Raw genomic sequence first — 21,969 nt, forward strand, 5'->3', positions numbered from 1 at the left:
GAATTATGCGCAAAATTATTGTAGGTTCACGAAAGAGTAAGCTAGCATTGACGCAAACAAACTGGTTTATTGATCAGTTAAAAGCACTTGGTTTACCATATGAATTTGAAGTGAAAGAAATTGTCACTAAAGGTGATGTGATTTTAGATGTTACTCTTTCAAAAGTAGGCGGAAAAGGTTTGTTCGTTAAAGAAATTGAACATGCGTTACTTATGAAAGAAATCGATATGGCTGTACATAGTATGAAAGATATGCCAGCCGTACTTCCAGAAGGATTAATGATTGGCTGTACACCAAAGCGTGTTGACCCTCGTGATGCTTTTATTTCTAAAAGCGGAGAATCATTTAAAGATTTAGCAGAAGGTGCGATTTTAGGAACGAGTAGTTTAAGACGTAGTGCACAGTTATTAGCTGCGAGACCAGATTTACAAGTGAAATGGATTCGCGGAAATATCGATACACGTTTACGTAAATTAAAAGAAGAAGATTATGATGCAATTATTTTAGCGACAGCTGGATTACAAAGAATGGGCTGGGATGATGAAGTGATTACAGAACATTTAGATGAAACGTTATGTGTACCAGCTGTAGGACAAGGTGCATTAGCGATTGAATGTCGTAAGGACGATAACGATTTATTACAGTTGTTATCGCATATGAATGATGCTGTAACAGAGAGAACAGTGGCAGCGGAGCGAGTATTTCTTCATAAACTTGAAGGTGGATGTCAAGTTCCGATCGCTGGATATGCAACTCTTACAAAGGATGATGCAATCGAATTAACAGCTCTTGTCGGTTCTATGGACGGCTCTGTTTTATTAAAAGAGACAGTGGTAGGCGTTGAACCAAAGGAAGTAGGGCTAGAGGCTGCGGACCGTTTAATTAAACAAGGCGCAAAAGAACTCATTCTTGCTGCAAATAAGGGACAACAATAAATATGAATGCTCTTGCTGGCAAAACAGTATTGATTACACGTGCCCAGCATCAAGCGAAACAAATGAGTGTAGCAGTGAAAGAACGGAGCGGAATTCCATTGGAAATTCCGCTTTTGCGTATGGAAGGCACATCTCATAGGCGAATTCACCATACAGCAAGGCAGCTACATTCGTATGACTGGGTTATTTTTACGAGTAAAAATGGTGTAACTTTTTTTCTGGATGGTTTAGAAAAGAAACTACCATTAACTATTAAAATCGCTGCGGTAGGCGTGAAAACAAAATTAGAGTTAGAAAAAAGGGGCTATCAAGTTCATTTTGTTCCAACCTCATTTGTTGCAGAAGTGTTTGCCGAAGAGTTTCTAAAAGAATTAAGTGGAAACGAGCGTATTTTATTTCCGAAAGGGAATTTAGCGAGAGATGTAATTCCAGTTAAACTTCGGGGAATTGGTGTTTCTCTAGATGAGCTAATCGTATACGGTACGAAAGTAAATGTAGAGAAAAAACAAGAACTTATAACAGCATTGAAAGTAAGGAAAGTAAATGTTATTACATTTACGAGTCCTTCAACTGTTGATAGTTTTGTTCGTTTACTGGAGGGCACAAACTGGAGAGAATGGACAAAAAAATGTACAATTGCTTGTATAGGGCCTATTACGGAAAAAGAAGCGAACCTTTATTTTCCGCATGTTATTGTGCCGAAAGAGTACACTGTAGAAGCATTACTACAATGCATTTGTGAATCTATAAAGTGAAACTTTAATTAGTGGGAGGTTCATTCCCCACTAATTATTAGCCCTCACCAATTGGGCGTTTAGGGGCAGTTGATTTCCCATCTAACTTCTTTGCTCTAGCCGAATTTTGAGATGGGAGTCTTACTGCCCGTTAACGCGGGACAAAATAAAAGAATGGGGATAGAAATTTATGAACTCTTTACAATTTAATCGTCATCGTCGCTTAAGACAAAGCGGGGGCATGCGTGCGCTTGTGCGTGAAACGTTTTTACATACGGAAGATTTTATTTACCCTATTTTTGTATTAGAAGGAGAGAATGTTCGTAATGAAGTTCCTTCTATGCCGGGCGTATATCAAATCTCTTTAGATTTATTGCAAGCTGAAATGCAAGAGGTTGTTGATTTAGGTATTCGTTCTGTTATTGTATTTGGTTTACCTGCTGAAAAGGATGAAGTTGGATCATCAGCATATTGTGATCATGGAATTGTACAGCGTGCCATTAAGCAAATTAAAGGTGAGTTCCCTGAGTTAGTAGTAGTTGCAGATACATGTTTATGTCAATTCACAAGCCATGGTCATTGCGGTGTAATTGAAGATGGTATTATTTTAAATGACGAGTCTCTTGCAGTACTTGCGAAAACAGCTGTAAGCCAAGCGAAAGCAGGAGCGGACATTATTGCGCCATCAAACATGATGGACGGATTCGTAACAGCAATTCGCCATGCGTTAGATGAGAATGGTTTTGGACACGTACCAGTTATGTCGTACGCTGTGAAATATTCATCAGCATTTTATGGACCGTTCCGTGATGCTGCACACGGCGCGCCGCAATTTGGTGACCGTAAAACATATCAAATGGACCCAGCGAACCGTATGGAGGCATTCCGTGAAGCAGAATCAGATGTAATGGAAGGTGCTGATTTCTTAATTGTAAAGCCAGCTCTTTCTTACTTAGATATCATTCGTGATGTGAAAAATAACTTTAATTTACCAATCGTTGCTTACAACGTAAGTGGTGAATATTCAATGATTAAAGCGGCAGCGCAAAATGGTTGGATTAATGAAAAAGAAGTTGTGCTTGAAAAATTAATTAGCATGAAACGTGCAGGAGCAGACTTAATTATTACGTATCATGCGAAAGATGCAGCAAAATGGTTACAAGAAGGAGGCGCTAAATAATGAAAAAGTTTGATAAATCGATTGCGGCGTTTGAAGAGGCACAAGACTTAATGCCTGGTGGCGTAAATAGCCCTGTTCGTGCCTTTAAATCTGTTGGTATGAATCCATTGTTTATGGAGCGTGGAAAAGGCTCTAAAGTATATGATATTGATGGAAATGAATACATCGATTACGTATTATCATGGGGTCCTTTAATTCATGGTCATGCAAATGATCGTGTTGTTGAAGCGTTAAAATCTGTTGCTGAAAGAGGTACAAGCTTCGGTGCGCCGACAGAAATCGAAAATAAATTAGCGAAACTTGTTATTGAGCGTGTACCATCGATTGAAATTGTCCGCATGGTTAACTCTGGAACAGAAGCGACAATGAGTGCACTACGTTTAGCTCGTGGTTATACAGGCCGTAACAAAATTTTAAAATTTATTGGTTGTTACCACGGTCATGGTGATTCGTTATTAATTAAAGCTGGTTCTGGTGTGGCGACTCTAGGTTTACCAGATAGCCCTGGCGTACCAGAAGGTGTAGCGAAAAATACGATTACAGTAGCTTATAATGATTTAGAAAGTGTGAAGTACGCTTTTGAACAATTCGGTGATGATATTGCTTGTGTAATTGTAGAACCAGTAGCAGGGAATATGGGGGTTGTTCCTCCGCAACCAGGATTTTTAGAAGGGCTTCGTGAAGTAACAGAACAAAACGGTGCACTGCTTATTTTTGATGAAGTAATGACAGGATTCCGTGTTGCTTATAACTGCGGACAAGGTTACTACGGTGTAACACCTGATTTAACTTGTTTAGGTAAAGTAATCGGTGGTGGCTTACCAGTAGGGGCGTACGGTGGTAAAGCAGAAATTATGCGTCAAGTTGCGCCGAGCGGACCGATTTATCAAGCTGGTACTTTATCAGGTAACCCACTTGCAATGGCAGCAGGTTATGAAACGTTAGTACAATTAACGCCAGAATCATATGTAGAGTTTGAGCGTAAAGCAGAAATGTTAGAAGCGGGACTACGTAAAGCGGCTGAAAAACATGGTATTCCTCATCATATTAACCGTGCAGGCTCTATGATTGGTATTTTCTTTACAGATGAGCCGGTTATTAATTACGATACAGCGAAATCTTCAAACTTAGAATTCTTCGCGGCTTACTATCGTGAAATGGTAGAACAAGGTGTATTCTTGCCACCATCTCAATTTGAAGGTTTGTTCTTATCGACAGCACATAGTGATGCAGATATTGAAGCGACGATTGCAGCGGCTGAAATTGCAATGTCAAAGTTACAAGTATAATATATTAGAGAAAATCGCTCTCCATAAGGGGAGCGATTTTTTTTTATTCATAAAGTGGGCTTTACATACATAAATCTGTAATGACATATAGTTTGGGAGGGGGAAAAGAAGTGACAACAGATCATTCGTTACGATTTTCATTAAAAGAATCTGTTTGGTTCCAAAAAGGACAGGAAGTCGAAGAACTTTTGTCAATTTCGTTAGATCCAGACGTTGAGATAGAAGAGCTTGATCATGAAGTTATCGTGAGAGGGCAGTTAGATTTAACGGGGGAGTATGTTGCAAGGCAAGATGATTCGGCCTATTCATTAAGAGAACTATCGCCAGCAAAGTCAATTGATTATGTAGAAACAAGGGAAGATGGGGTGAATGAACTTGTTCATTCCTTTCCGCTTGAAATATCAATTCCAAGAAATCGAGTGAAAGTAATTGAAGAATTATATGTATCAATTGAGGAATTTGATTATGAATTGAAGGAAAATGGTTGCTTACAATTATTAGCGGATATATCTATTACAGGTTTATGTGATGAGGAAAGAATCGAGGATGAAGAGGAAGAAACGGCGTATGCTGAGTTAGAAGATGATTCAGCTGAAGAGGATGAAAATAGACCCGCGCCGCATGTAGCGGAACCAACCTATAAAGAATCGGATGAATGGGAAGATTACGCATTTGAACCGTTCCAGCTAGAAGAAAGAAAAGAGCAAGAAGAAGCGGAAGAGGAATTGGCAGAACATGAATTTGCGGAGCGTGAAGAGGAGCAAGAAACGACGCTGCAATTTGAATTGTTTGGACGAAAAGATTATCAAAAAGAAAAGGCGAAAAAGCAGGAAGAGCAAGAAGAAGCATACTCACAGCGAGATGAAAATGCGCTTTATTTAACACAATTATTTACGAAAGAACCGGAAGAAGAATTTACGAAGTTAAGAATGTATTTCGTGCAAGAAGGGGATACAATTGAATCTGTTGCAGAACGTTATGACACGTCTGTACAAAACTTATACCGTGTTAATCAAACAGAAGATATATATTTAACTACGGGACAAATTATTTATATTCCCGTTTCAAAAGCAAAGGCGAAATAAGGGGGTGAGTGCTTTCACTCCCCTATTGTCCTAGAGGCTATGTTTTGAATAGAAAGGGTTATTCGTATGGATATTGAATTACGAAATCGCTATGAACCCATTGTAAGGCAATATAGATTGGATACGCAGCATATGGAAGAGCATGGAAGTGTAACGAAAATTTACACGAATCAAGGTCCATATGCGCTAAAGAAAATAGAAGATAGAAAGTTAGAGCGGAATAACTTTCTACATCATATTCAATATTTGAAGGAGAAAGGTTTTTCAAATTATGTACCTATATACCATGCGACGGATGGGAATTATATTTTAAGTGACGGGACTTATAATTATTATTTAATGCCTTGGTTAGAACGTGCGGAAGGAAACGGCGAGGATAATGATCAATACCATAAAATGTTTCAAACACTTGGAACGTTGCACCAAAAAACGGTGAAAGAAGAAACATATACAGAAGAAGATTTAGAAAAACATTACACAAGTATATCCGATCGTTGGGAAAATGATGGTGAGATGTTAGAAGAGTTTCTTGTAGAATCTGAAGCGAAGTGGTATATGTCTCCGTTTGAATTACAATATTGTACGTACTATCATCATGTAATGAGGGCGCGTGAATTTGCAACGAAGCAATTAAATGAGTGGAACGATGCGATGAAAGAAAAAGATAAAACACGCATTACTTTTGTGCATGGTAACGTGTCACTTAATCATTTTTTATTTGACTATGAACGGAATGGCTATTTTATTAGTTTAGAAAAATCGAAGTTTGCAACGCCTGTGCAAGATATTGTAGGGTTTTATTCGCGGTCTTTAAACACATATCCAATTGCGCGAAGTGATCGTTTTGAATGGTATCAAATGTACCAAAAAAACTTCCCGTTTACGAAAGAAGAGCAACTGCTTATGTATGCTTACATGACCTATCCATCGCAATTTATTCGGCAAATTGAGTCTTATAAAAAAAGAAGGCAGAGTCGCAATAAGGAAAATGAGATTCGCGGAGTAAAGAGCTTGCAACAATCACATTGGCTCGTTAGCAATGTAGAATATTTCCTGTCACAATTACAAGCTGCCCAGCAAGGGAACGGATAAAGTGAAACTTTAATCAGTGGCGGGGGTATTACCGCCCGTAAATAGAGGGGTAAAAAAGATAAGTGGAGGATGCTACTTATCTTTTTTATATTCGCCCGGAAAGTGATAGTCTTAAATTTATCTTGACGAATAAGGTTTCGTTTTTTACACTATTGTATATAATAATTAACAATCATATAAATGCCTTGAAGGGGAAGAGTATAACATGAAACGTCTTCAGAGAGGAGAATCATTAGCTGGGAGATTCTCTAGATAGTTATGTTAGAAGGTAGCCCTGGAGCATCTTTTCTGAACGGAATAGTTCTCATTAGGAAAAGACGGATTTGTCCGTTATCAAATTAAGAGTATAAGCAAATTCTGAATTTGTTTGTAAATAAAGGTGGTACCGCGATGTCCCTCGTCCTTTTTTGGATGAGGGGCATTTTTTATTTTAAGGAGGGAAAATAATGTCAAACACGGAAAAGAATTTACCAACTAAATATGATCATATGTCCGTTGAAGAAGGCCTTTATCAATGGTGGCTTGAAGGCAAATATTTCGAAGCAACAGGAGACGAGAAGAAACAACCGTATACAATTGTAATTCCACCTCCGAACGTAACTGGTAAGTTACACTTAGGTCATGCTTGGGATACAACTCTTCAAGATATTTTAACTCGTACGAAGCGTATGCAAGGATACGATGTATTATGGCTTCCAGGAATGGACCATGCGGGTATCGCAACACAAGCGAAAGTAGAAGGAAAACTTCGTGAAGAAGGTATTTCACGTTACGATCTTGGCCGTGAGAAATTCCTTGAAAAAGCTTGGGAGTGGAAAGAAGAGTACGCTTCTCACATTCGTCAACAATGGGGGAAAGTTGGTTTAGGACTAGACTATTCTCGTGAACGTTTCACATTAGACGAAGGTTTATCTGATGCAGTTAATAAAGTATTCGTTCAATTATACGAAAAAGGCTTAATTTACCGCGGTGAATATATTATCAACTGGGACCCAGCAACACGTACAGCTCTTTCTGATATCGAAGTAATTCATAAAGAGGTTCAAGGTGCATTCTATCATATGAACTATCCGTTAACAGATGGTTCTGGTCACATTCGTCTTGCAACTACTCGTCCAGAAACGATGCTCGGTGATACAGCTGTAGCAGTTCATCCAGAAGACGATCGTTACAAACATTTAATCGGAAAAACAGTTACCCTTCCAATCGTAGGCCGTGAGATTCCGATTATTGCCGATGAGTACGTAGAAAAAGACTTTGGAACAGGCGTTGTAAAAATTACACCAGCTCATGACCCGAATGACTTTGAAGTAGGTAACCGTCATGACTTACCACGCATCTTAGTAATGAACGAAGATGGAACGATGAACGAAAAAGCTGGTAAGTATAACGGTATGGACCGTTTCGAATGCCGTAAAGCGTTAGTGAAAGACTTACAAGAAGCGGACGTATTAGTAGAAATTGAGCCTCATATGCATTCAGTAGGTCATAGTGAGCGTAGCGGTGCAGTTGTTGAGCCTTATTTATCAACACAATGGTTCGTAAAAATGGCTCCACTTGCAGAAAAAGCAGTAGCACTTCAACAAAAAGAAGAAGAAAAAGTAACGTTCGTACCAGAGCGTTTTGAAAACACATACTTACGCTGGATGGAAAACATTCATGACTGGTGTATTTCTCGTCAATTATGGTGGGGACACCGCATTCCAGCTTGGTATCATAAAGAAACTGGTGAAGTATACGTAGGTACTGAAGCGCCAGCGGATATTGAAAACTGGAATCAAGATAACGACGTACTTGATACATGGTTTAGCTCAGCGTTATGGCCGTTCTCAACACTTGGTTGGCCAAATGAAGAGGCAGTAGACTTTAAAAAGTTCTATTCAACAGATGCTTTAGTAACTGGTTATGACATCATCTTCTTCTGGGTATCTCGTATGATTTTCCAAGGTTTAGAGTTTACAGGAGAGCGTCCATTTAAAGATGTATTAATTCACGGTTTAGTTCGTGATGAACAGGGACGTAAAATGAGTAAATCTCTTGGTAACGGTATCGACCCGATGGATGTTATCGAGAAGTACGGTGCAGATGCAATGCGTTACTTCTTATCAACAGGAAGTGCACCAGGCCAAGATTTACGTTTCAGCATGGAAAAAGTAGAATCTACTTGGAACTTCATTAATAAAATTTGGAACGCATCACGTTTCGTATTAATGAACATGGATGATATGAAGTATGAAGAAATCGATTTAACTGGTGAAAAATCAGTTGCAGATAAGTGGATTTTAACTCGCTTAAACGAAACGATCGAAAGTGTAACACGTAACATGGATAAATATGAGTTCGGTGAAGCTGGTCGTTCATTATACAACTTCATTTGGGATGATTTCTGTGACTGGTACATTGAGATGGCGAAACTTCCACTATACGGTGAAGATGAAGCAGCTAAGAAAACAACTCGTTCTATTTTAGCTTACGTATTAGACCAAACGATGCGTCTATTACACCCATTCATGCCGTTCGTAACAGAGAAGATTTGGCAACATTTACCGCATGAAGGCGAGTCTATTACAGTAGCGGCTTGGCCAACAGTTCGCGAAGATTTACAAGATAAAGAAGCGGCAGCAGAAATGCACCTTCTAGTTGATATCATTCGCTCTGTTCGTAACATCCGTGCAGAAGTAAATACGCCAATGAGCAAAAAAGTTCAAATGCAAATTAAAGCAAAAGATGAGGCTATCCTTGCTCAACTTACGAAAAACAGCTCTTACATTGAGCGTTTCTGTAACCCAAGTGAATTAACAATTCAAACGAATTTACAAGCGCCAGAAAAAGCGATGACTGCAATTGTATCAGGTGCAGAGTTATTCTTACCGTTAGCTGATCTTATCAACCTTGACGAAGAGAGAGCACGTCTTGAAAAAGAACTTGAGAAGTTCGATAAAGAGGTAGAACGTGTACAAAAGAAACTTTCAAACCAAGGCTTCGTAGCGAAAGCTCCTGCGGCAGTTATTGACGGAGAGCGTGCGAAAGAGCAAGATTACCTAGAAAAACGCGAAGCAGTTCGCCAACGTCTAGCAGATCTTGAGAAATAAAGTGTATTTTAGAGACTCACTATATTGGTGAGTCTCTTTTCTTTGCGTATAATAGAATGATGAAGGTTGTCTTTTGAAAGGGGAAAACATACGTGATACATACATACGAAGAAGCGATAGGGTGGATTCATAGTCGATTGAAGTTTGGTATTAAACCAGGATTAGAAAGAATGAGCTGGATGCTAGGAGAACTCGGAAATCCAGAGCGTCATATAAAATGTGTTCATCTTGCTGGTACAAATGGAAAAGGTTCAACTTTAACGTATATGCGCTACATGCTAGAAGGCGCAAAATATAAGGTTGGAACATTTACCTCGCCTTACATTGAAACATTTAATGAGCGTATTAGTGTGAACGGAACACCAATTGCAGATGAAGAGATTGCGGAACTTGTAAACATGGTAAAGCCAGTCGTTGAAAAACTAGACGAGACGGATTTAGGGGAAGCGACTGAGTTTGAGATTATTACTGTTATGGCAATTTGTTATTTCGGTAAAATCAATTTCTGTGATGTTGTTTTATTTGAAACAGGGCTTGGAGGGCGCTTTGACTCTACGAATGTTATTCATCCTATTCTCACAATTATTACAAATATCGGCCACGATCATATGCATATTTTAGGGGATACACTAGGAGAAATTGCGTATGAGAAGGCAGGAATTATTAAGTCGGGTGTTCCGGTTATTACAGGCGTGCAAGATGATGAAGCATTGCAGGTCATTCAAAAGGTTGCAAAGGAAAATCATGCAAACTTATATGAACTGGGCAAACATTTTACAGCGTTACATAAACAGTCTAACGAAGATGGGGAACGTTTTGATTTTGCTTGTCCTTTCGCATCTTTTGAAGACGTTCGAATGTCAATGAAAGGTGTTCACCAAGTAGGAAATGCCTCACTAGCACTTATGGCAATTATGTATTTAAAAACATATGTATCATTTTTAATTGAGGAAGAGGAAATAAGAGCTGGATTACATGAAGCGTATTGGATTGGCCGATTTGAAAAGCTGAAAAGTAATCCTGATATTATAATAGATGGTGCTCATAATCCAGAAGGTATTGAGAGTCTTGTAAAAACAGTAGAGGCACATTATAAAGATAAAAATATAATAGTTTTATTTACTGCGCTTGGTGATAAACAGTTGCATAACATGGTAGGTCAATTAGAAACAATTGCCGATGAAATTATTTTTACAACATTCGTCTTTGATCGTGCCATTTCCGCTGACAAACTTGCAGCGCATTCGCAAAAAAAATCAAAAATAGTCTTTGAAGATTGGAAAGAGGCAATTGATACAAAGGTTGAAATGATAGGGGGAAATGATGTCTTTATCATAACGGGTTCTCTATATTTCATTTCTGAAGTTAGAAAATATATTCGCGAGAAAAACTAGATAGCCTTTGCTATCTAGTTTTTTTGTTCTACAAATGAAGTCAAATGCATACATATAAGATAATTATATAGGGTTATTTGGCGAATTCCTCTGACAAATATCTCGTTTTTTTGTGAAATGAATATGATATGATGCGGACAACGACAAGAGGTGAGGTGTGAGTGTATGGACAAGCAATCACGAACGATCTCAGTGAAAGTAAATGGAACAGAAGCGAAGTATGAAGAGAAGAAGAAAGATGAGTTTGAATGGATGGTAGTGGAAAGTGAAAGACCGAAAAACGTTGTTCCGTTTCAAAAAAAGAAATCAGCGCCCATGGAAAAATACAGAAAGAAGTGGAGTAATACATTAATTGTAATTGTTGCAACTGCAATTATAATTGGTACGGCGTTTGGAATGGGAATGCTGCAGTTACTTACAGGACAAGGGACAACAGGGGAAAGTACGGTAACGGCTTCGAAGCAGACTGGAAATGAAGAATCAAAGGTGGATGGAACGGCAGAACAAACACCAGTATCAAAAGAGGAAAAACAAAAAAAACAGACAGGAACGTCATTAGAGCCAATGAAATTATTTTTTGTTCAAGGTGGGCTTTATTCTTCCAAAGAAACGGGACAGGCCGCTCTTGAAGAATGGAAAGGTAACGGAGGGGTTGCTGCTTTGAAACCGAGCGGTGATAAGTATGCACTAATTGTTGGTATTGCTAGCGATGAACAGGCTATAAATCAATTAATGACGCAGTATAAAAATGATGGTGTCTCCGTTTTAAAAAAGAACTGGGATATTACGGATAAAGCGTTGCTTAAAGATGATAAAGAAATAGGAGCGTTCTTAACAAAAGTACAGCCATTATATACTCATTTAGCAAAATATGCTTCTAGCGTACAAGCTGGTGGGAAAAGTAATGCAAAAGATATAGAAGTAATTGAGAAAGAATGGAAATCAATTGAAAAAGTAGGGAAAAGTATGAAGCAGGAGGAGGTAAAAAAGCTGTATATGTATACGTCAATAGCTGTGCAAACAGTGAAGGACGGAAAGAGCGATAAAGAATCTTTGGCGAAATTAAATCAAGTTGTTATTGATGGTATACTTTCGTATGAAAAAATTGTTTCACAAAAAGTGAAATGATAAGATAATGAAATGATGAAGAAAGAAGTGTCTATACTTCTTTCTTTTCTTTTAAATTTAGAGCAAAGTGCTTTCTCTATGGCTGGAATATAATCGTATGCAGTAAAGAAATATTATTTTGTTTAGAGAAAATAATATTTCTTTCATTTGTGGATAAACTATTCTTTTGATACGATTGATGTAAATTGTTCTGCTTCATGTGAGAAAGGAAGGAGAAAATATGAGAAAAATTATTTTAGCTTCAGGATCACCACGGAGGAAGGAATTGCTGGAGTTAGCTAGCGTACCATTTGAAATCGTTGTAAGTGAAGTAGAAGAAACGATTGGTGCGTATTCATCACCTCCTGATATTGTGATGTCCCTTGCCTTGCAAAAAGCATCTGCGGTAGCAGAAAATAATAGTGATCACATTGTGTTAGGTGCAGACACAATCGTTACATATGAGTCGCGTATTCTTGGAAAGCCTTCTAATGGGGTTGAGGCGAAAGAAATGTTACAATTATTATCAGGAAAAACACACGAAGTATATACAGGTGTGGCAATTATATCGAAAGAAAAAACGGTCACTTTTTATGAGCGTACAGAAGTTACGTTTTGGGAATTAACAGAAGAGGAAATTGACGTATATGTTGCATCGAAAGAACCTCTTGATAAAGCAGGAAGTTATGGTATTCAAGGAAAAGGGTCTATTTTTGTTCAACATATTCAAGGAGATTACTACAGTGTAGTCGGCTTACCAATTGCACGTCTTGTCCGGGAATTAAAACAATTTGATATTGATGTAACCCATGCGTAAAATTGCATGGGGTTTTCTTTGAGAGAACAGGTAAAAGGGGTGGAGAGATGAACGGTATTCGTGATGTTGTCAGAGAAGAACAGCCACGGGAGCGTTTATTATTAGAAGGAACAGGGAGTTTATCAAATCGGGAGCTTCTTGCAGTGTTACTCAGAACAGGTTCTAAAGAAGAGACAGTTTTAAAGTTGTCAGATAAAATTTTACATCACTTTGATGGTTTACGTATGTTGAAAGATGCAACGTTAGAAGAATTAATTAGTATTCATGGTGTTGGGATTGCAAAGGCATCTCAGCTTATGGCTGCTTTTGAACTAGGTAGAAGAATGGTACGTTTAGAGTATCAAAATCGATATAGCATTCGAAGCCCAGAAGATTGTGCGAAATACATGATGGAAGAACTGCGCTTTTTACAACAAGAGCATTTTGTTTGTTTATATTTAAATACAAAAAATCAAGTTATACATAGGCAAACGATATTCATTGGAAGTCTAAACACGTCAATTGTACACCCAAGAGAAGTCTTTAAAGAAGCGTTCCGCCGTGCAGCAGCCTCTATCATATGTCTTCATAACCATCCCTCAGGAGATCCTACGCCGAGCCGAGAAGATATTGAAGTAACAAAACGTTTAGTAGAATGCGGCCAGATTATCGGAATTGAAGTGCTTGATCATATTATAATAGGTGACCATAAATTCGTGAGTTTAAAGGAAAAAGGTCATATTTAAGACTATGCTTTTTACTTATTTTGTTTTATAATGTGATTTATGAGTTTTTTGTAGAAAATTATCTGCAAAAAGGATATAGATATAAAAAACGTACTGTTTTTATAATATAAAATAAGAAAAAAATGAGTCCGTGAAAACAAGAAAGGAAGATAAAAAATATGTTTGGATTTGGTGGCTTTACTCGCGATCTTGGAATAGATTTAGGAACTGCGAACACGCTTGTATATGTAAAAGGAAAAGGTGTAGTTTTACGTGAACCTTCAGTAGTAGCATTACAAACTGATACGAAACAAATCGTTGCTGTAGGTAGCGATGCAAAACAAATGATTGGTCGTACACCAGGAAACGTAGTAGCACTTCGTCCGATGAAAGATGGTGTAATTGCTGATTACGAAACAACAGCAACAATGATGAAATATTACATTCAACAAGCTCAAAAATCAAACGGCTTCTTCTCACGTAAACCGTATGTAATGGTATGTGTACCGTCTGGTATTACAGCTGTTGAAAGACGTGCAGTAATTGATGCGACTCGTCAAGCGGGTGCTCGTGATGCATATCCAATCGAAGAACCATTTGCAGCAGCAATTGGTGCGAACTTACCTGTTTGGGAACCAACTGGTAGTATGGTTGTTGATATCGGTGGTGGTACAACAGAAGTTGCAATCATCTCATTAGGTGGTATCGTAACAAGTCAATCAGTTCGTGTTGCTGGTGATGATATGGATGATTCAATCATTCAGTACATTAAGAAAAGCTATAACTTAATGATTGGTGAAAGAACAGCAGAGGCATTAAAATTAGAAATCGGTTCTGCAGGCGAGCCAGAAGGTATCGAGCCTATGGAAATTCGTGGTCGTGATTTAGTAAGTGGTTTACCAAAAACAGTACTAATTCAACCAGAAGAAATTGCGGATGCATTAAAGGATACAGTAGATGCAATTGTAGAATCAGTTAAAAATACGTTGGAAAAAACTCCACCTGAATTAGCGGCAGATATTATGGACCGCGGTATTGTATTAACAGGCGGTGGTGCATTACTACGTAACTTAGATAAAGTGATTAGTGAAGAAACAAATATGCCAGTTCTTGTTGCAGAAGATCCATTAGATTGCGTAGCAATTGGAACAGGAAAAGCATTAGATAATATCGATCTTTTCAAAACGGCTGCTCGATAATATTGCAAAATAAAAATCAATGGAATTAAGAGGGTGTGAACGTGCCACAGTTTTTCTTAAACAAAAGATTAATTGTTTTGTTAGTTAGTATTATTCTTCTCGTGGCATTGATTGGAATCTCATTGAAAGAACGGAACAGTTTAACATGGCCAGAGCAGTTTGTTAAAGACACTGTCGGTGTTGTAGAACGTGTATTCCAAAAGCCGGCGAAATATGTAGCTGGATTCTTTGAAAATGTAGAGGATGTAAAGCGCACGTATGAAGAGAATAAAGAATTAAAAGCAAAAATAGATAACTATGCGAGTTTATCAGTTAAAATGAAGCAATTAGAGGACGACAACAATAAATTAAGACAGCTAACTGAAAAAAAAGAGTTGCCGAGCGATTTTTCTGAAATTCCAGCTACTGTTGTTTCTCGCAATCCAGATAAATGGTACGATTTAATTGGAATTGATAAAGGAGCACAACAAGGGATTAAAAAGGATATGGCTGTTATGACTTCAAAAGGTTTAGTTGGACGCGTGAAAAGTGTATCTCAGTTTACATCATCAGTAGAGTTGTTAAGTTCTATGAGTCGAACAAATCGTGTTTCAGCTGTTGTACATGGAAATGAAAATATCTTCGGATTAATCGAAGGTTATGACAAAGAAAAAAAATTGTTACTTTTCACAAAGATTGGTTCTGATGCACCAGTAGCTAAAGGTCAAATGGTTGTAACGTCTGGACTTGGTGGGGAGATTTTCCCGAAAGGTCTTGAGATTGGGGAAATCGTTGATGTTCAACCAGATGCATACGGCTTAACAAAAACAGCTTATGTAAAACCTGCCGCTGATTTAAATGACGTAGAGCATATTATAGTAGCTAAACGTGGTATGAAATCAGCGCCATTAGAATAGGAGGAGGAGAAGAGATGATGAAGATTTTAAAAAGAGCAGCTCTTCCTCTTTTGCTCCTTTTTGTTTTTCTGTTTGAAAATATGTTTGCTACTATTGTTCCAACAGAAGTTTTTTGGAAAGACAGTATAGCAGCGCCGCATTTCTTTATCATTGTGTTATGTTTTGTTACTGTGTACTATGGTCCGGTCCAAGGGATTTATTACGGGCTATTATTCGGTTTCTTATTTGATACCGTATACACAGAACTTGTCGGTATATATATATTTGCTTATCCGATTTTAGCTTATTTAGTTTATAGTGTGATGAAGGTACTACAATTGAATTTATTCATTGTTGTGTCTATCGTATTAGCTAGCATTGCAGCATTAGAATATTATGTGTATGGATTTTTAACTTTGTTAGGACGTACTCATATGTCGGCGCATGTCTTTTTCACGGATCGTCTCCTTTCTACTTTATTGCTGAATGGAATTTTCATATTGATAGTTTGTTTCCCACTGAGACGATATTTAGTGCGTCTTTCAAGAGCGATGGAAGAAAAAGAAAAAAGGATTTTCTAATTTTATGTCGAATTGAATCGGTGGGGTGAACTTTAGTGGAAGAAAAAAAGCAACAAAATGTAACGATAAAAGGGACAAAAGACGGGATAACGCTTCATTTAGATGACTGCTGTTCATTCTCTGAATTACTGAAAGAATTGGACGAAAAACTATCTACACATTACTATGATGGCGATGGGCGTTCTTTAATTGAAGTGCATGTGAAAGTGGGAAATCGTTATTTAACAGAAGTCCACCAAGAAGAGCTTCGTACGTTAATTCGTAATAAAAAGAATCTTGTTGTGGATTCAATTGAAAGTGATGTTATAACTAAATCGGAAGCAATAGCATGGAAAGAAGAAACAGAGATTGTCCCTATTTCCAAAATTGTTCGCTCTGGACAGGTTTTACATGTAAAAGGAAATTTATTGTTAATTGGAGATGTTAATCCAGGCGGAACGGTTATCGCTGGGGGGAATATTTTTGTCGTAGGATCATTAAGAGGGATTGCACATGCTGGGTATTATGGGGATTCAGAGGCTGTAATCGCTGCATCTGTTATGAACCCGATGCAACTTCGAATTAGTGATGTGGCAATGCGGGCTCCGGAAGAGAAAGAAGACGGAGCGGAGACGGCAGAATGTGCGTATATTAATGAGGACAATCACATTGTTGTCGATCGCCTGCAACTTCTCACTCATCTTAGACCTAATTTAACAAAGTTAGAAAGGGGAATTGTATAGCTGTGGGAGAGGCAATAGTAATTACATCTGGAAAGGGCGGAGTAGGTAAAACTACAACGTCTGCGAACATTGGTACAGCCCTAGCCTTATCTGGAAAGAAAGTGTGCTTAATTGACACAGATATTGGTCTTCGAAATTTAGACGTAGTAATGGGGCTGGAAAATCGTATTGTATTTGATCTTGTTGATGTCGTTGAAGGGCGTTGTCGTTTACCTCAGGCTCTTATTAAAGATAAACGTTTTGATGATCTTTATTTATTACCTGCAGCACAAACGAGTGATAAATCAGCGGTAACACCTGAACAAATGGATGAATTAATACAAGTATTACGTCAAGATTATGATTACATATTAATTGATTGTCCTGCGGGGATTGAGCAGGGATTTAAAAATGCGGTAGCTGGTGCGGATAAAGCAATCGTTGTTACGACGCCAGAAGTATCCTCAATGCGTGATGCAGATCGTATTATTGGGCTTTTAGAAAAAGAGGATATTGAACCACCGAAACTTGTTATTAACCGTGTGCGTAGTCATATGCTTCATGAACAGGATATGTTAGATGTTGATGAAATCGTACGTACATTATCAATCGAGCTTCTTGGTGTTGTTGAAGACGATGATGAAGTTATTCGTGCTACAAATACAGGTGAACCTGTAGCGTTGCAACCTAGTGGAAAAGCAGCGTTAGCTTATCGTAATATTGCAAGACGCTTGTTGGGTGAGAATGTACCATTACAAGCATTTGAACAAGAAAAGGTATCGGTATTTACAAAGATGAAAAACTTCTTTGGCATCCGTTAAAAGCACTTCGCACATATGCGAAGTGCTTTCTTTTTTTCTTCATACGAATATCTTTCTTTCCTAGCTCATACATATGTACAAACTGTATACAACTGTTTCTATTTAAATAAGGTTAGCGAAAGAAGGGAGACAGTATGAAGAATAGAAGTGTAGAAGAAATTAAAAAGCGGATTGCGAAAAGGAAGGCAGAGCAAGAAAGAATGGAGGAAGAGCAGTATTTTGCCGGGGGGAATTTTGATAGTGAAGGGGTATTTATTGAAGAGGGAGAAAAGGAAATTCATCCTTTGTTTCGAAAGGAAGTCTTTTTCTTCAAAGTTTTATTATCAGCAATCTTAGTTCTTTCAATTGCTATTTTGTATAAGAATGCGCCTTCTTCTTTCGATGGTGCTAAAGCTGTTACAGAAAAAGTGATGAAAGAGGAGTTTCAGTTTGCTACTGTAGCGAAATGGTATGAAAAACAGTTTGGAAAACCTCTCGTCTTCTATTCGTCTAACGAGAAAAAGGAAGGGACTATTCAGCAAAAAGACTATGCAATTCCTGCTTCAGGAAAGGTAATGCAAGGATTTCAAAAAAATGGCCAAGGTGTATTTGTCCAAACGGCTACAAATGCAACAGTTGAGTCAGTAAATGAAGGATTAGTTGTTTTTGCGGGTAAGAAAGAGGAACTTGGAAATACAGTTCAAATTCAACATGCAGATGGCACGGAGTCGTGGTATGCAAATTTAAATGATATGTCAGTAAAGTTATATGATTACGTTTCAAAGAAACAAAAAATTGGAACGGTGAGTAATGATGCAAATAATAAAAATGGGAAATTTTATTTCGCAATAAAAAAGAATGAAAAATTTGTTGATCCGATTCAGGTGATTTCATTTGATTAAATATAAGGAAGTTTTAACGAAAATTTCAGTGCATCCGTTGTTTTGGGTTATTATAGTTATTGGTATTTTTACGGCGCGTTTTAAAGAGTTACTATTGTTGTTTTGTATCGTACTCATTCATGAACTCGGTCACGCTTTTGCAGCAGCGCATTATAATTGGCGTATTAAAAAAATTCAACTGTTACCGTTTGGTGGTGTGGCTGAGCTTGAGGAACATGGAAATAAATCATTGAAAGAGGAACTTGTTGTCGTAATTGCAGGACCTATTCAACATATTTGGATGATGCTAGTAGGGTATATATTGTTTGAGATTGGCTGGCTGAATGCGGAATTATATTATTTTTTTATGTGGAATAATATAATTATTTTAGCCTTTAATTTACTCCCTATTTGGCCACTTGATGGCGGGAAAGTGTTGTTTAATGTATTATCATATCGTTTTCCTTATTTACAAGCACATGAAAAAATGATGCAATTGTCATGTGTTTTTTTTAGTGTCATATTAGGGTGGCAGTTACTTTGGAATAGTAACAATATTATGATGTGGGTACTACTCATATTTTTAGCAATATCGTTATATCAAGAATGGAAGCAAAGACGTTATGCGTTTATGCGCTTTTTATTAGAGCGTTATTACGGAAATAAAAGAGGGATTGAAAAGATTGCACCTATAGAGGTGCAATCAGAAGATCGTTTATATACGATTTTCACCAAATTTCGTAGAGGATATAAGCATTCTATTATCGTCCATGGAGAATATAAAGAGCATTACACATTGGATGAAAATGAATTACTCTATGCGTATTTTACTGAAAAACGAACAACTTCATCTGTTGAAGAATTAATCGGTTAGTGTTGACGATAGCACTAACCTTTTATTATTGTAAAAACAAAGAAGATTATAAAGTGAGGAAAGAAATTTGAAAACCTTATACATGAACTATGCTGGATCGGAAAAGCGCGTTGCAATTGAAGAGAAGAACAAAATTGTTGAATTTTTATGGAAACGTAATGAAGAACAAGAGATTGTTGGGCATATTTACGTTGGACGTATCGTAAGAACAATTGCTGGAATGAATGCAGCATTTGTAAACATCGGTTTAGAAAAACATGCGTACCTTTCATATGATGATGTACCGTCTTCTTATCGTATACATGAAGGACAAGCAGTACTCGTACAAGTTGTGAAAGAGGCAATTGATACGAAAGGACCGAAATTAACAGCGAATATAGAATTTACCGGGAAATATGTCGTTTATATGCCATATGATGAAATGCGCGCTGTTTCTCGGAAAATAAAAAATAATAAAAGAAGACAGCAGTTACTCGAAATTGAAGTAGAAGGGACAGGAGGGTATATTTTCCGCTCCGCTTCTGAAAAAGGAGAAATTGAAGAAATACAAACTGAAATGCAAAGGTTACAGCAGTTATATGAAGAGTTAAAAAGAAAAGAGGGCCAAGGAAAGGCACCGCTATTACTTCATCGACCAGCGACTTTTTTAGATCGTGTATTTCAAGAGAATCCAATTGAAACGATCGAAAAAATAGTTGTAGATACAAGAAGTGTAGTAAAAGAATTAGAAGACAAGGTCGGAAAAGAAAAAGTATCTTTTTATAATGAAAAATCTTCGATGTTTAATCATTTCGGAATAGAGCGAGAAATTGAAAAAGCACTTCAAAAAATTGTGTGGCTCCAAAACGGTGCTTATTTAATTGTGGAACAAATGGAGACGATGACTGTAATAGATGTGAATACGGGGAAGTTTACCGGAAAACAAAATTTACAAGATACAGTACTTTGTACAAATGAAATGGCCGCTGACGAAATCGCTCGCCAATTAAGACTTCGTGATATTGGTGGAATGATATTAATCGACTTTATTAATATGAAAAAACGAGAAGATAAAGAAAAGGTAAGAGAACGTCTCATAGCTGCTATGCAAAATGATCGCACTTATACAAGAGTACTTGGGTTTACTGAGTTAGGGATTTTTGAGATGACACGTAAACGTAAAAAACATTCTTTACGTGACGTATTGCTAGAAGAGTGTGTACCGTGTAAGGCGACGGGGTATGTAATGTCGTATGAAACGATTGCTTATGAGTTAGAGCGAGAACTCATTACATATGGCAATATAGAGGATGAAGCAGTATTAATTGCTGCACCTCAAGATCTGCAAAAACAATTTTTACAAAAAGAATTACAAAAAAATATTCCATTTGAAATTTATTTCAAAGATGATACTATCGAAAAGTACGCTATTATAAGATTTGGAAGTAAAAAAGAAATTGTAGAACGGAAAAAATAGTTAGCAGAACATTTATTGACAACCGTCTATGATTCATGATAACATCTTTATGTTATAGTTTATAGCACCTAAACGGCTATATGCTACAACCGCACAAGACAGGTTCCCTAAAGGCATTTATGTCTACCTCGTTTTTGGCGAGTCTTAGTAATTAAGAGGAGGTGCAAGTATGTACGCAATTATCGAAACAGGTGGAAAACAAATTAAAGTTGAAGCTGGTCAAGCAATCTACATTGAAAAATTAGATGTTGAAGCTGGTGAAACTGTTACTTTTGACAAAGTTCTTTTCGTTGGTGGCGAAAACGTTAAAGTTGGTAGCCCAGTTGTAGAAGGCGCAACAGTGACTGCTAAAGTTGAAAAACAAGGTCGCGCTAAGAAAATCATCGTTTTCAAATACAAAGCGAAAAAGAACAATCGTAAGAAACAAGGTCATCGTCAACCTTACACTAAGCTAGTTGTTGAAGCTATCAACGCTTAATTCAGGTTAACATGATTAAAATTACGATAAGTCGCACGAAATTAGGAAGTATCCAATCATTTAAAATGACTGGACATGCCGATTATGCGCCACATGGACAAGACCTTGTCTGTGCTGGAACTACAGCGGTTGTGTTTGGTTCTATAAATGCAGTGGAAGAGCTTTGTAATGTGCAGGCAACTATTGAACTCGGAAGTGATGGTGGATTCTTAACGTATGAATTGCCTAATGATTTAGACGTTCATGCAGCAGAAAAAGCTCAAACGCTTTTAGAAGGATTAGTTGTTTCGCTAAAGACGATCGAACTTGATTACGGAAAGTATATCCGTTTAATAGAAAAAGTGCAGGAGGTGTAACGTATGTTAAGATTAGATCTTCAGTTTTTCGCATCTAAGAAAGGTGTAGGTAGTACAAAGAACGGTCGTGACTCTCAGTCAAAACGTCTTGGTGCTAAACGCGCAGATGGTCAAACGGTTTCAGGTGGTTCAATTCTTTACCGTCAACGCGGTACAAAAATTTATCCAGGTGTTAACGTTGGTCGTGGTGGCGATGACACTTTATACGCGAAAGTTGACGGCGTAGTACGCTTCGAGCGTCTTGGCCGTGACCGCAAACAAGTGAGCGTATATCCTGTTGCTCAAGAAGCATAAGAACTCACGGAAAACTCTAACCTGAGTGCAGGTTAGAGTTTTTCT

Annotated in this window: 22 protein-coding genes and 2 other annotated features; all 22 genes read left to right on the plus strand. The window is 37.6% G+C overall.

Annotated elements, in window-relative coordinates:
- Positions 1-5 precede the first annotated feature (5 nt).
- The 22 genes from hemC (at position 6) to rpmA (ending at position 21,924) form a co-directional block, all read left to right on the plus strand.
- On the plus strand, positions 6-935 hold the full coding sequence (gene hemC / locus JDS81_RS01270) for a hydroxymethylbilane synthase (protein ID WP_001226392.1): 930 nt from the start codon (positions 6-8) through the stop codon (positions 933-935).
- Positions 936-937: 2 nt separating this feature from the next.
- Positions 938-1,690 carry a uroporphyrinogen-III synthase gene (hemD, locus tag JDS81_RS01275; RefSeq protein ID WP_000992364.1) on the plus strand — a complete coding sequence of 251 codons (753 nt, stop codon included), beginning with the start codon at positions 938-940 and terminating at the stop codon, positions 1,688-1,690.
- 169 nt (positions 1,691-1,859) lie between these two features.
- Positions 1,860-2,849 (plus strand): porphobilinogen synthase, encoded by a 990-nt coding sequence (gene hemB / locus JDS81_RS01280; RefSeq protein ID WP_001087055.1) that lies wholly within the window; start codon positions 1,860-1,862, stop codon positions 2,847-2,849.
- Positions 2,849-4,138, plus strand: a complete 1,290-nt coding sequence (hemL, locus tag JDS81_RS01285; RefSeq protein ID WP_097952340.1) for a glutamate-1-semialdehyde 2,1-aminomutase — start codon at positions 2,849-2,851, stop codon at positions 4,136-4,138. The genes hemB and hemL overlap by 1 nt, the downstream gene beginning before the upstream one ends.
- A gap of 80 nt (positions 4,139-4,218) precedes the next feature.
- Positions 4,219-5,223, plus strand: coding sequence for a stage VI sporulation protein D (spoVID, locus tag JDS81_RS01290; RefSeq protein ID WP_002045157.1), 1,005 nt, complete (start codon positions 4,219-4,221; stop codon positions 5,221-5,223).
- Between the two features lie 66 nt (positions 5,224-5,289).
- The gene (gene ysxE, locus JDS81_RS01295; protein WP_000350668.1) at positions 5,290-6,315 is read left to right on the plus strand and encodes a spore coat protein YsxE; all 1,026 of its coding nucleotides are present in this window, start codon (positions 5,290-5,292) and stop codon (positions 6,313-6,315) included.
- Positions 6,316-6,491: 176 nt separating this feature from the next.
- Positions 6,492-6,723: a binding site (T-box leader), on the plus strand.
- 38 nt (positions 6,724-6,761) lie between these two features.
- Positions 6,762-9,407: a valine--tRNA ligase gene (locus JDS81_RS01300; protein WP_000072227.1), complete on the plus strand. Its 2,646-nt coding sequence runs from the start codon at positions 6,762-6,764 to the stop codon at positions 9,405-9,407.
- Positions 9,408-9,499: 92 nt separating this feature from the next.
- Positions 9,500-10,801, plus strand: coding sequence for a bifunctional folylpolyglutamate synthase/dihydrofolate synthase (locus JDS81_RS01305; RefSeq protein WP_097952342.1), 1,302 nt, complete (start codon positions 9,500-9,502; stop codon positions 10,799-10,801).
- A gap of 165 nt (positions 10,802-10,966) precedes the next feature.
- Positions 10,967-11,929, plus strand: a complete 963-nt coding sequence (locus JDS81_RS01310) for a hypothetical protein (RefSeq protein WP_000361021.1) — start codon at positions 10,967-10,969, stop codon at positions 11,927-11,929.
- A 220-nt stretch (positions 11,930-12,149) separates the two neighbouring features.
- Positions 12,150-12,725, plus strand: coding sequence for a Maf family protein (locus JDS81_RS01315; RefSeq protein ID WP_097952344.1), 576 nt, complete (start codon positions 12,150-12,152; stop codon positions 12,723-12,725).
- Positions 12,726-12,772: 47 nt separating this feature from the next.
- Positions 12,773-13,450 (plus strand): DNA repair protein RadC, encoded by a 678-nt coding sequence (gene radC / locus JDS81_RS01320; protein ID WP_001013401.1) that lies wholly within the window; start codon positions 12,773-12,775, stop codon positions 13,448-13,450.
- 158 nt (positions 13,451-13,608) lie between these two features.
- Positions 13,609-14,628 carry a cell shape-determining protein MreB gene (gene mreB, locus JDS81_RS01325; protein ID WP_000466737.1) on the plus strand — a complete coding sequence of 340 codons (1,020 nt, stop codon included), beginning with the start codon at positions 13,609-13,611 and terminating at the stop codon, positions 14,626-14,628.
- A 41-nt stretch (positions 14,629-14,669) separates the two neighbouring features.
- Positions 14,670-15,524 carry a rod shape-determining protein MreC gene (gene mreC, locus JDS81_RS01330; protein ID WP_097952346.1) on the plus strand — a complete coding sequence of 285 codons (855 nt, stop codon included), beginning with the start codon at positions 14,670-14,672 and terminating at the stop codon, positions 15,522-15,524.
- A 14-nt stretch (positions 15,525-15,538) separates the two neighbouring features.
- Positions 15,539-16,084, plus strand: coding sequence for a rod shape-determining protein MreD (mreD, locus tag JDS81_RS01335; protein ID WP_097952350.1), 546 nt, complete (start codon positions 15,539-15,541; stop codon positions 16,082-16,084).
- Positions 16,085-16,119: 35 nt separating this feature from the next.
- Positions 16,120-16,806, plus strand: coding sequence for a septum site-determining protein MinC (gene minC, locus JDS81_RS01340; RefSeq protein ID WP_000391516.1), 687 nt, complete (start codon positions 16,120-16,122; stop codon positions 16,804-16,806).
- A gap of 2 nt (positions 16,807-16,808) precedes the next feature.
- On the plus strand, positions 16,809-17,606 hold the full coding sequence (minD, locus tag JDS81_RS01345; protein WP_000503310.1) for a septum site-determining protein MinD: 798 nt from the start codon (positions 16,809-16,811) through the stop codon (positions 17,604-17,606).
- Between the two features lie 134 nt (positions 17,607-17,740).
- Complete coding sequence (gene spoIVFA / locus JDS81_RS01350) at positions 17,741-18,487, plus strand: stage IV sporulation protein SpoIVFA (RefSeq protein ID WP_097952352.1); 747 nt, start codon at positions 17,741-17,743, stop codon at positions 18,485-18,487.
- Positions 18,480-19,340 carry a stage IV sporulation intramembrane metalloprotease SpoIVFB gene (spoIVFB, locus tag JDS81_RS01355; RefSeq protein WP_000598976.1) on the plus strand — a complete coding sequence of 287 codons (861 nt, stop codon included), beginning with the start codon at positions 18,480-18,482 and terminating at the stop codon, positions 19,338-19,340. Before spoIVFA ends, spoIVFB begins: the two co-directional genes overlap by 8 nt.
- Before the next feature lie 67 nt (positions 19,341-19,407).
- A complete protein-coding gene (locus JDS81_RS01360) occupies positions 19,408-20,796 on the plus strand; it encodes an Rne/Rng family ribonuclease (RefSeq protein WP_097952354.1) in 1,389 nt (462 codons plus the stop codon).
- Positions 20,797-20,873: 77 nt separating this feature from the next.
- Positions 20,874-20,951: a sequence feature (ribosomal protein L21 leader region), on the plus strand.
- Between the two features lie 14 nt (positions 20,952-20,965).
- A complete protein-coding gene (rplU, locus tag JDS81_RS01365; protein WP_000270907.1) occupies positions 20,966-21,274 on the plus strand; it encodes a 50S ribosomal protein L21 in 309 nt (102 codons plus the stop codon).
- 11 nt (positions 21,275-21,285) lie between these two features.
- Positions 21,286-21,630 (plus strand): ribosomal-processing cysteine protease Prp, encoded by a 345-nt coding sequence (locus tag JDS81_RS01370; RefSeq protein ID WP_001973720.1) that lies wholly within the window; start codon positions 21,286-21,288, stop codon positions 21,628-21,630.
- Positions 21,631-21,633: 3 nt separating this feature from the next.
- Positions 21,634-21,924 (plus strand): 50S ribosomal protein L27, encoded by a 291-nt coding sequence (gene rpmA, locus JDS81_RS01375; protein WP_000944957.1) that lies wholly within the window; start codon positions 21,634-21,636, stop codon positions 21,922-21,924.
- Positions 21,925-21,969 lie beyond the last annotated feature (45 nt).

The organism is Bacillus cereus group sp. N31, assembly GCF_016483245.1.
GTDB classification, from domain to species: Bacteria; Bacillota; Bacilli; order Bacillales; family Bacillaceae_G; genus Bacillus_A; species Bacillus_A toyonensis.

Excerpts from the sequence above, each read along its gene's own strand:
- hemB (WP_001087055.1), top strand. The coding sequence starts at position 1,860 with ATGAACTCTTTACAATTTAATCGTCATCGTCGCTTAAGACAAAGCGGG.
- spoIVFA (WP_097952352.1), top strand. The coding sequence starts at position 17,741 with ATGAAGAATAGAAGTGTAGAAGAAATTAAAAAGCGGATTGCGAAAAGG.
- mreD (WP_097952350.1), top strand. The coding sequence starts at position 15,539 with ATGATGAAGATTTTAAAAAGAGCAGCTCTTCCTCTTTTGCTCCTTTTT.
- JDS81_RS01310 (WP_000361021.1), top strand. The coding sequence starts at position 10,967 with ATGGACAAGCAATCACGAACGATCTCAGTGAAAGTAAATGGAACAGAA.
- JDS81_RS01315 (WP_097952344.1), top strand. The coding sequence starts at position 12,150 with ATGAGAAAAATTATTTTAGCTTCAGGATCACCACGGAGGAAGGAATTG.
- hemD (WP_000992364.1), top strand. The coding sequence starts at position 938 with ATGAATGCTCTTGCTGGCAAAACAGTATTGATTACACGTGCCCAGCAT.
- spoVID (WP_002045157.1), top strand. The coding sequence starts at position 4,219 with ATGACATATAGTTTGGGAGGGGGAAAAGAAGTGACAACAGATCATTCG.
- radC (WP_001013401.1), top strand. The coding sequence starts at position 12,773 with ATGAACGGTATTCGTGATGTTGTCAGAGAAGAACAGCCACGGGAGCGT.
- ysxE (WP_000350668.1), top strand. The coding sequence starts at position 5,290 with ATGGATATTGAATTACGAAATCGCTATGAACCCATTGTAAGGCAATAT.
- hemC (WP_001226392.1), top strand. The coding sequence starts at position 6 with ATGCGCAAAATTATTGTAGGTTCACGAAAGAGTAAGCTAGCATTGACG.
- rplU (WP_000270907.1), top strand. The coding sequence starts at position 20,966 with ATGTACGCAATTATCGAAACAGGTGGAAAACAAATTAAAGTTGAAGCT.
- rpmA (WP_000944957.1), top strand. The coding sequence starts at position 21,634 with ATGTTAAGATTAGATCTTCAGTTTTTCGCATCTAAGAAAGGTGTAGGT.
- mreB (WP_000466737.1), top strand. The coding sequence starts at position 13,609 with ATGTTTGGATTTGGTGGCTTTACTCGCGATCTTGGAATAGATTTAGGA.
- JDS81_RS01370 (WP_001973720.1), top strand. The coding sequence starts at position 21,286 with ATGATTAAAATTACGATAAGTCGCACGAAATTAGGAAGTATCCAATCA.
- hemL (WP_097952340.1), top strand. The coding sequence starts at position 2,849 with ATGAAAAAGTTTGATAAATCGATTGCGGCGTTTGAAGAGGCACAAGAC.
- JDS81_RS01300 (WP_000072227.1), top strand. The coding sequence starts at position 6,762 with ATGTCAAACACGGAAAAGAATTTACCAACTAAATATGATCATATGTCC.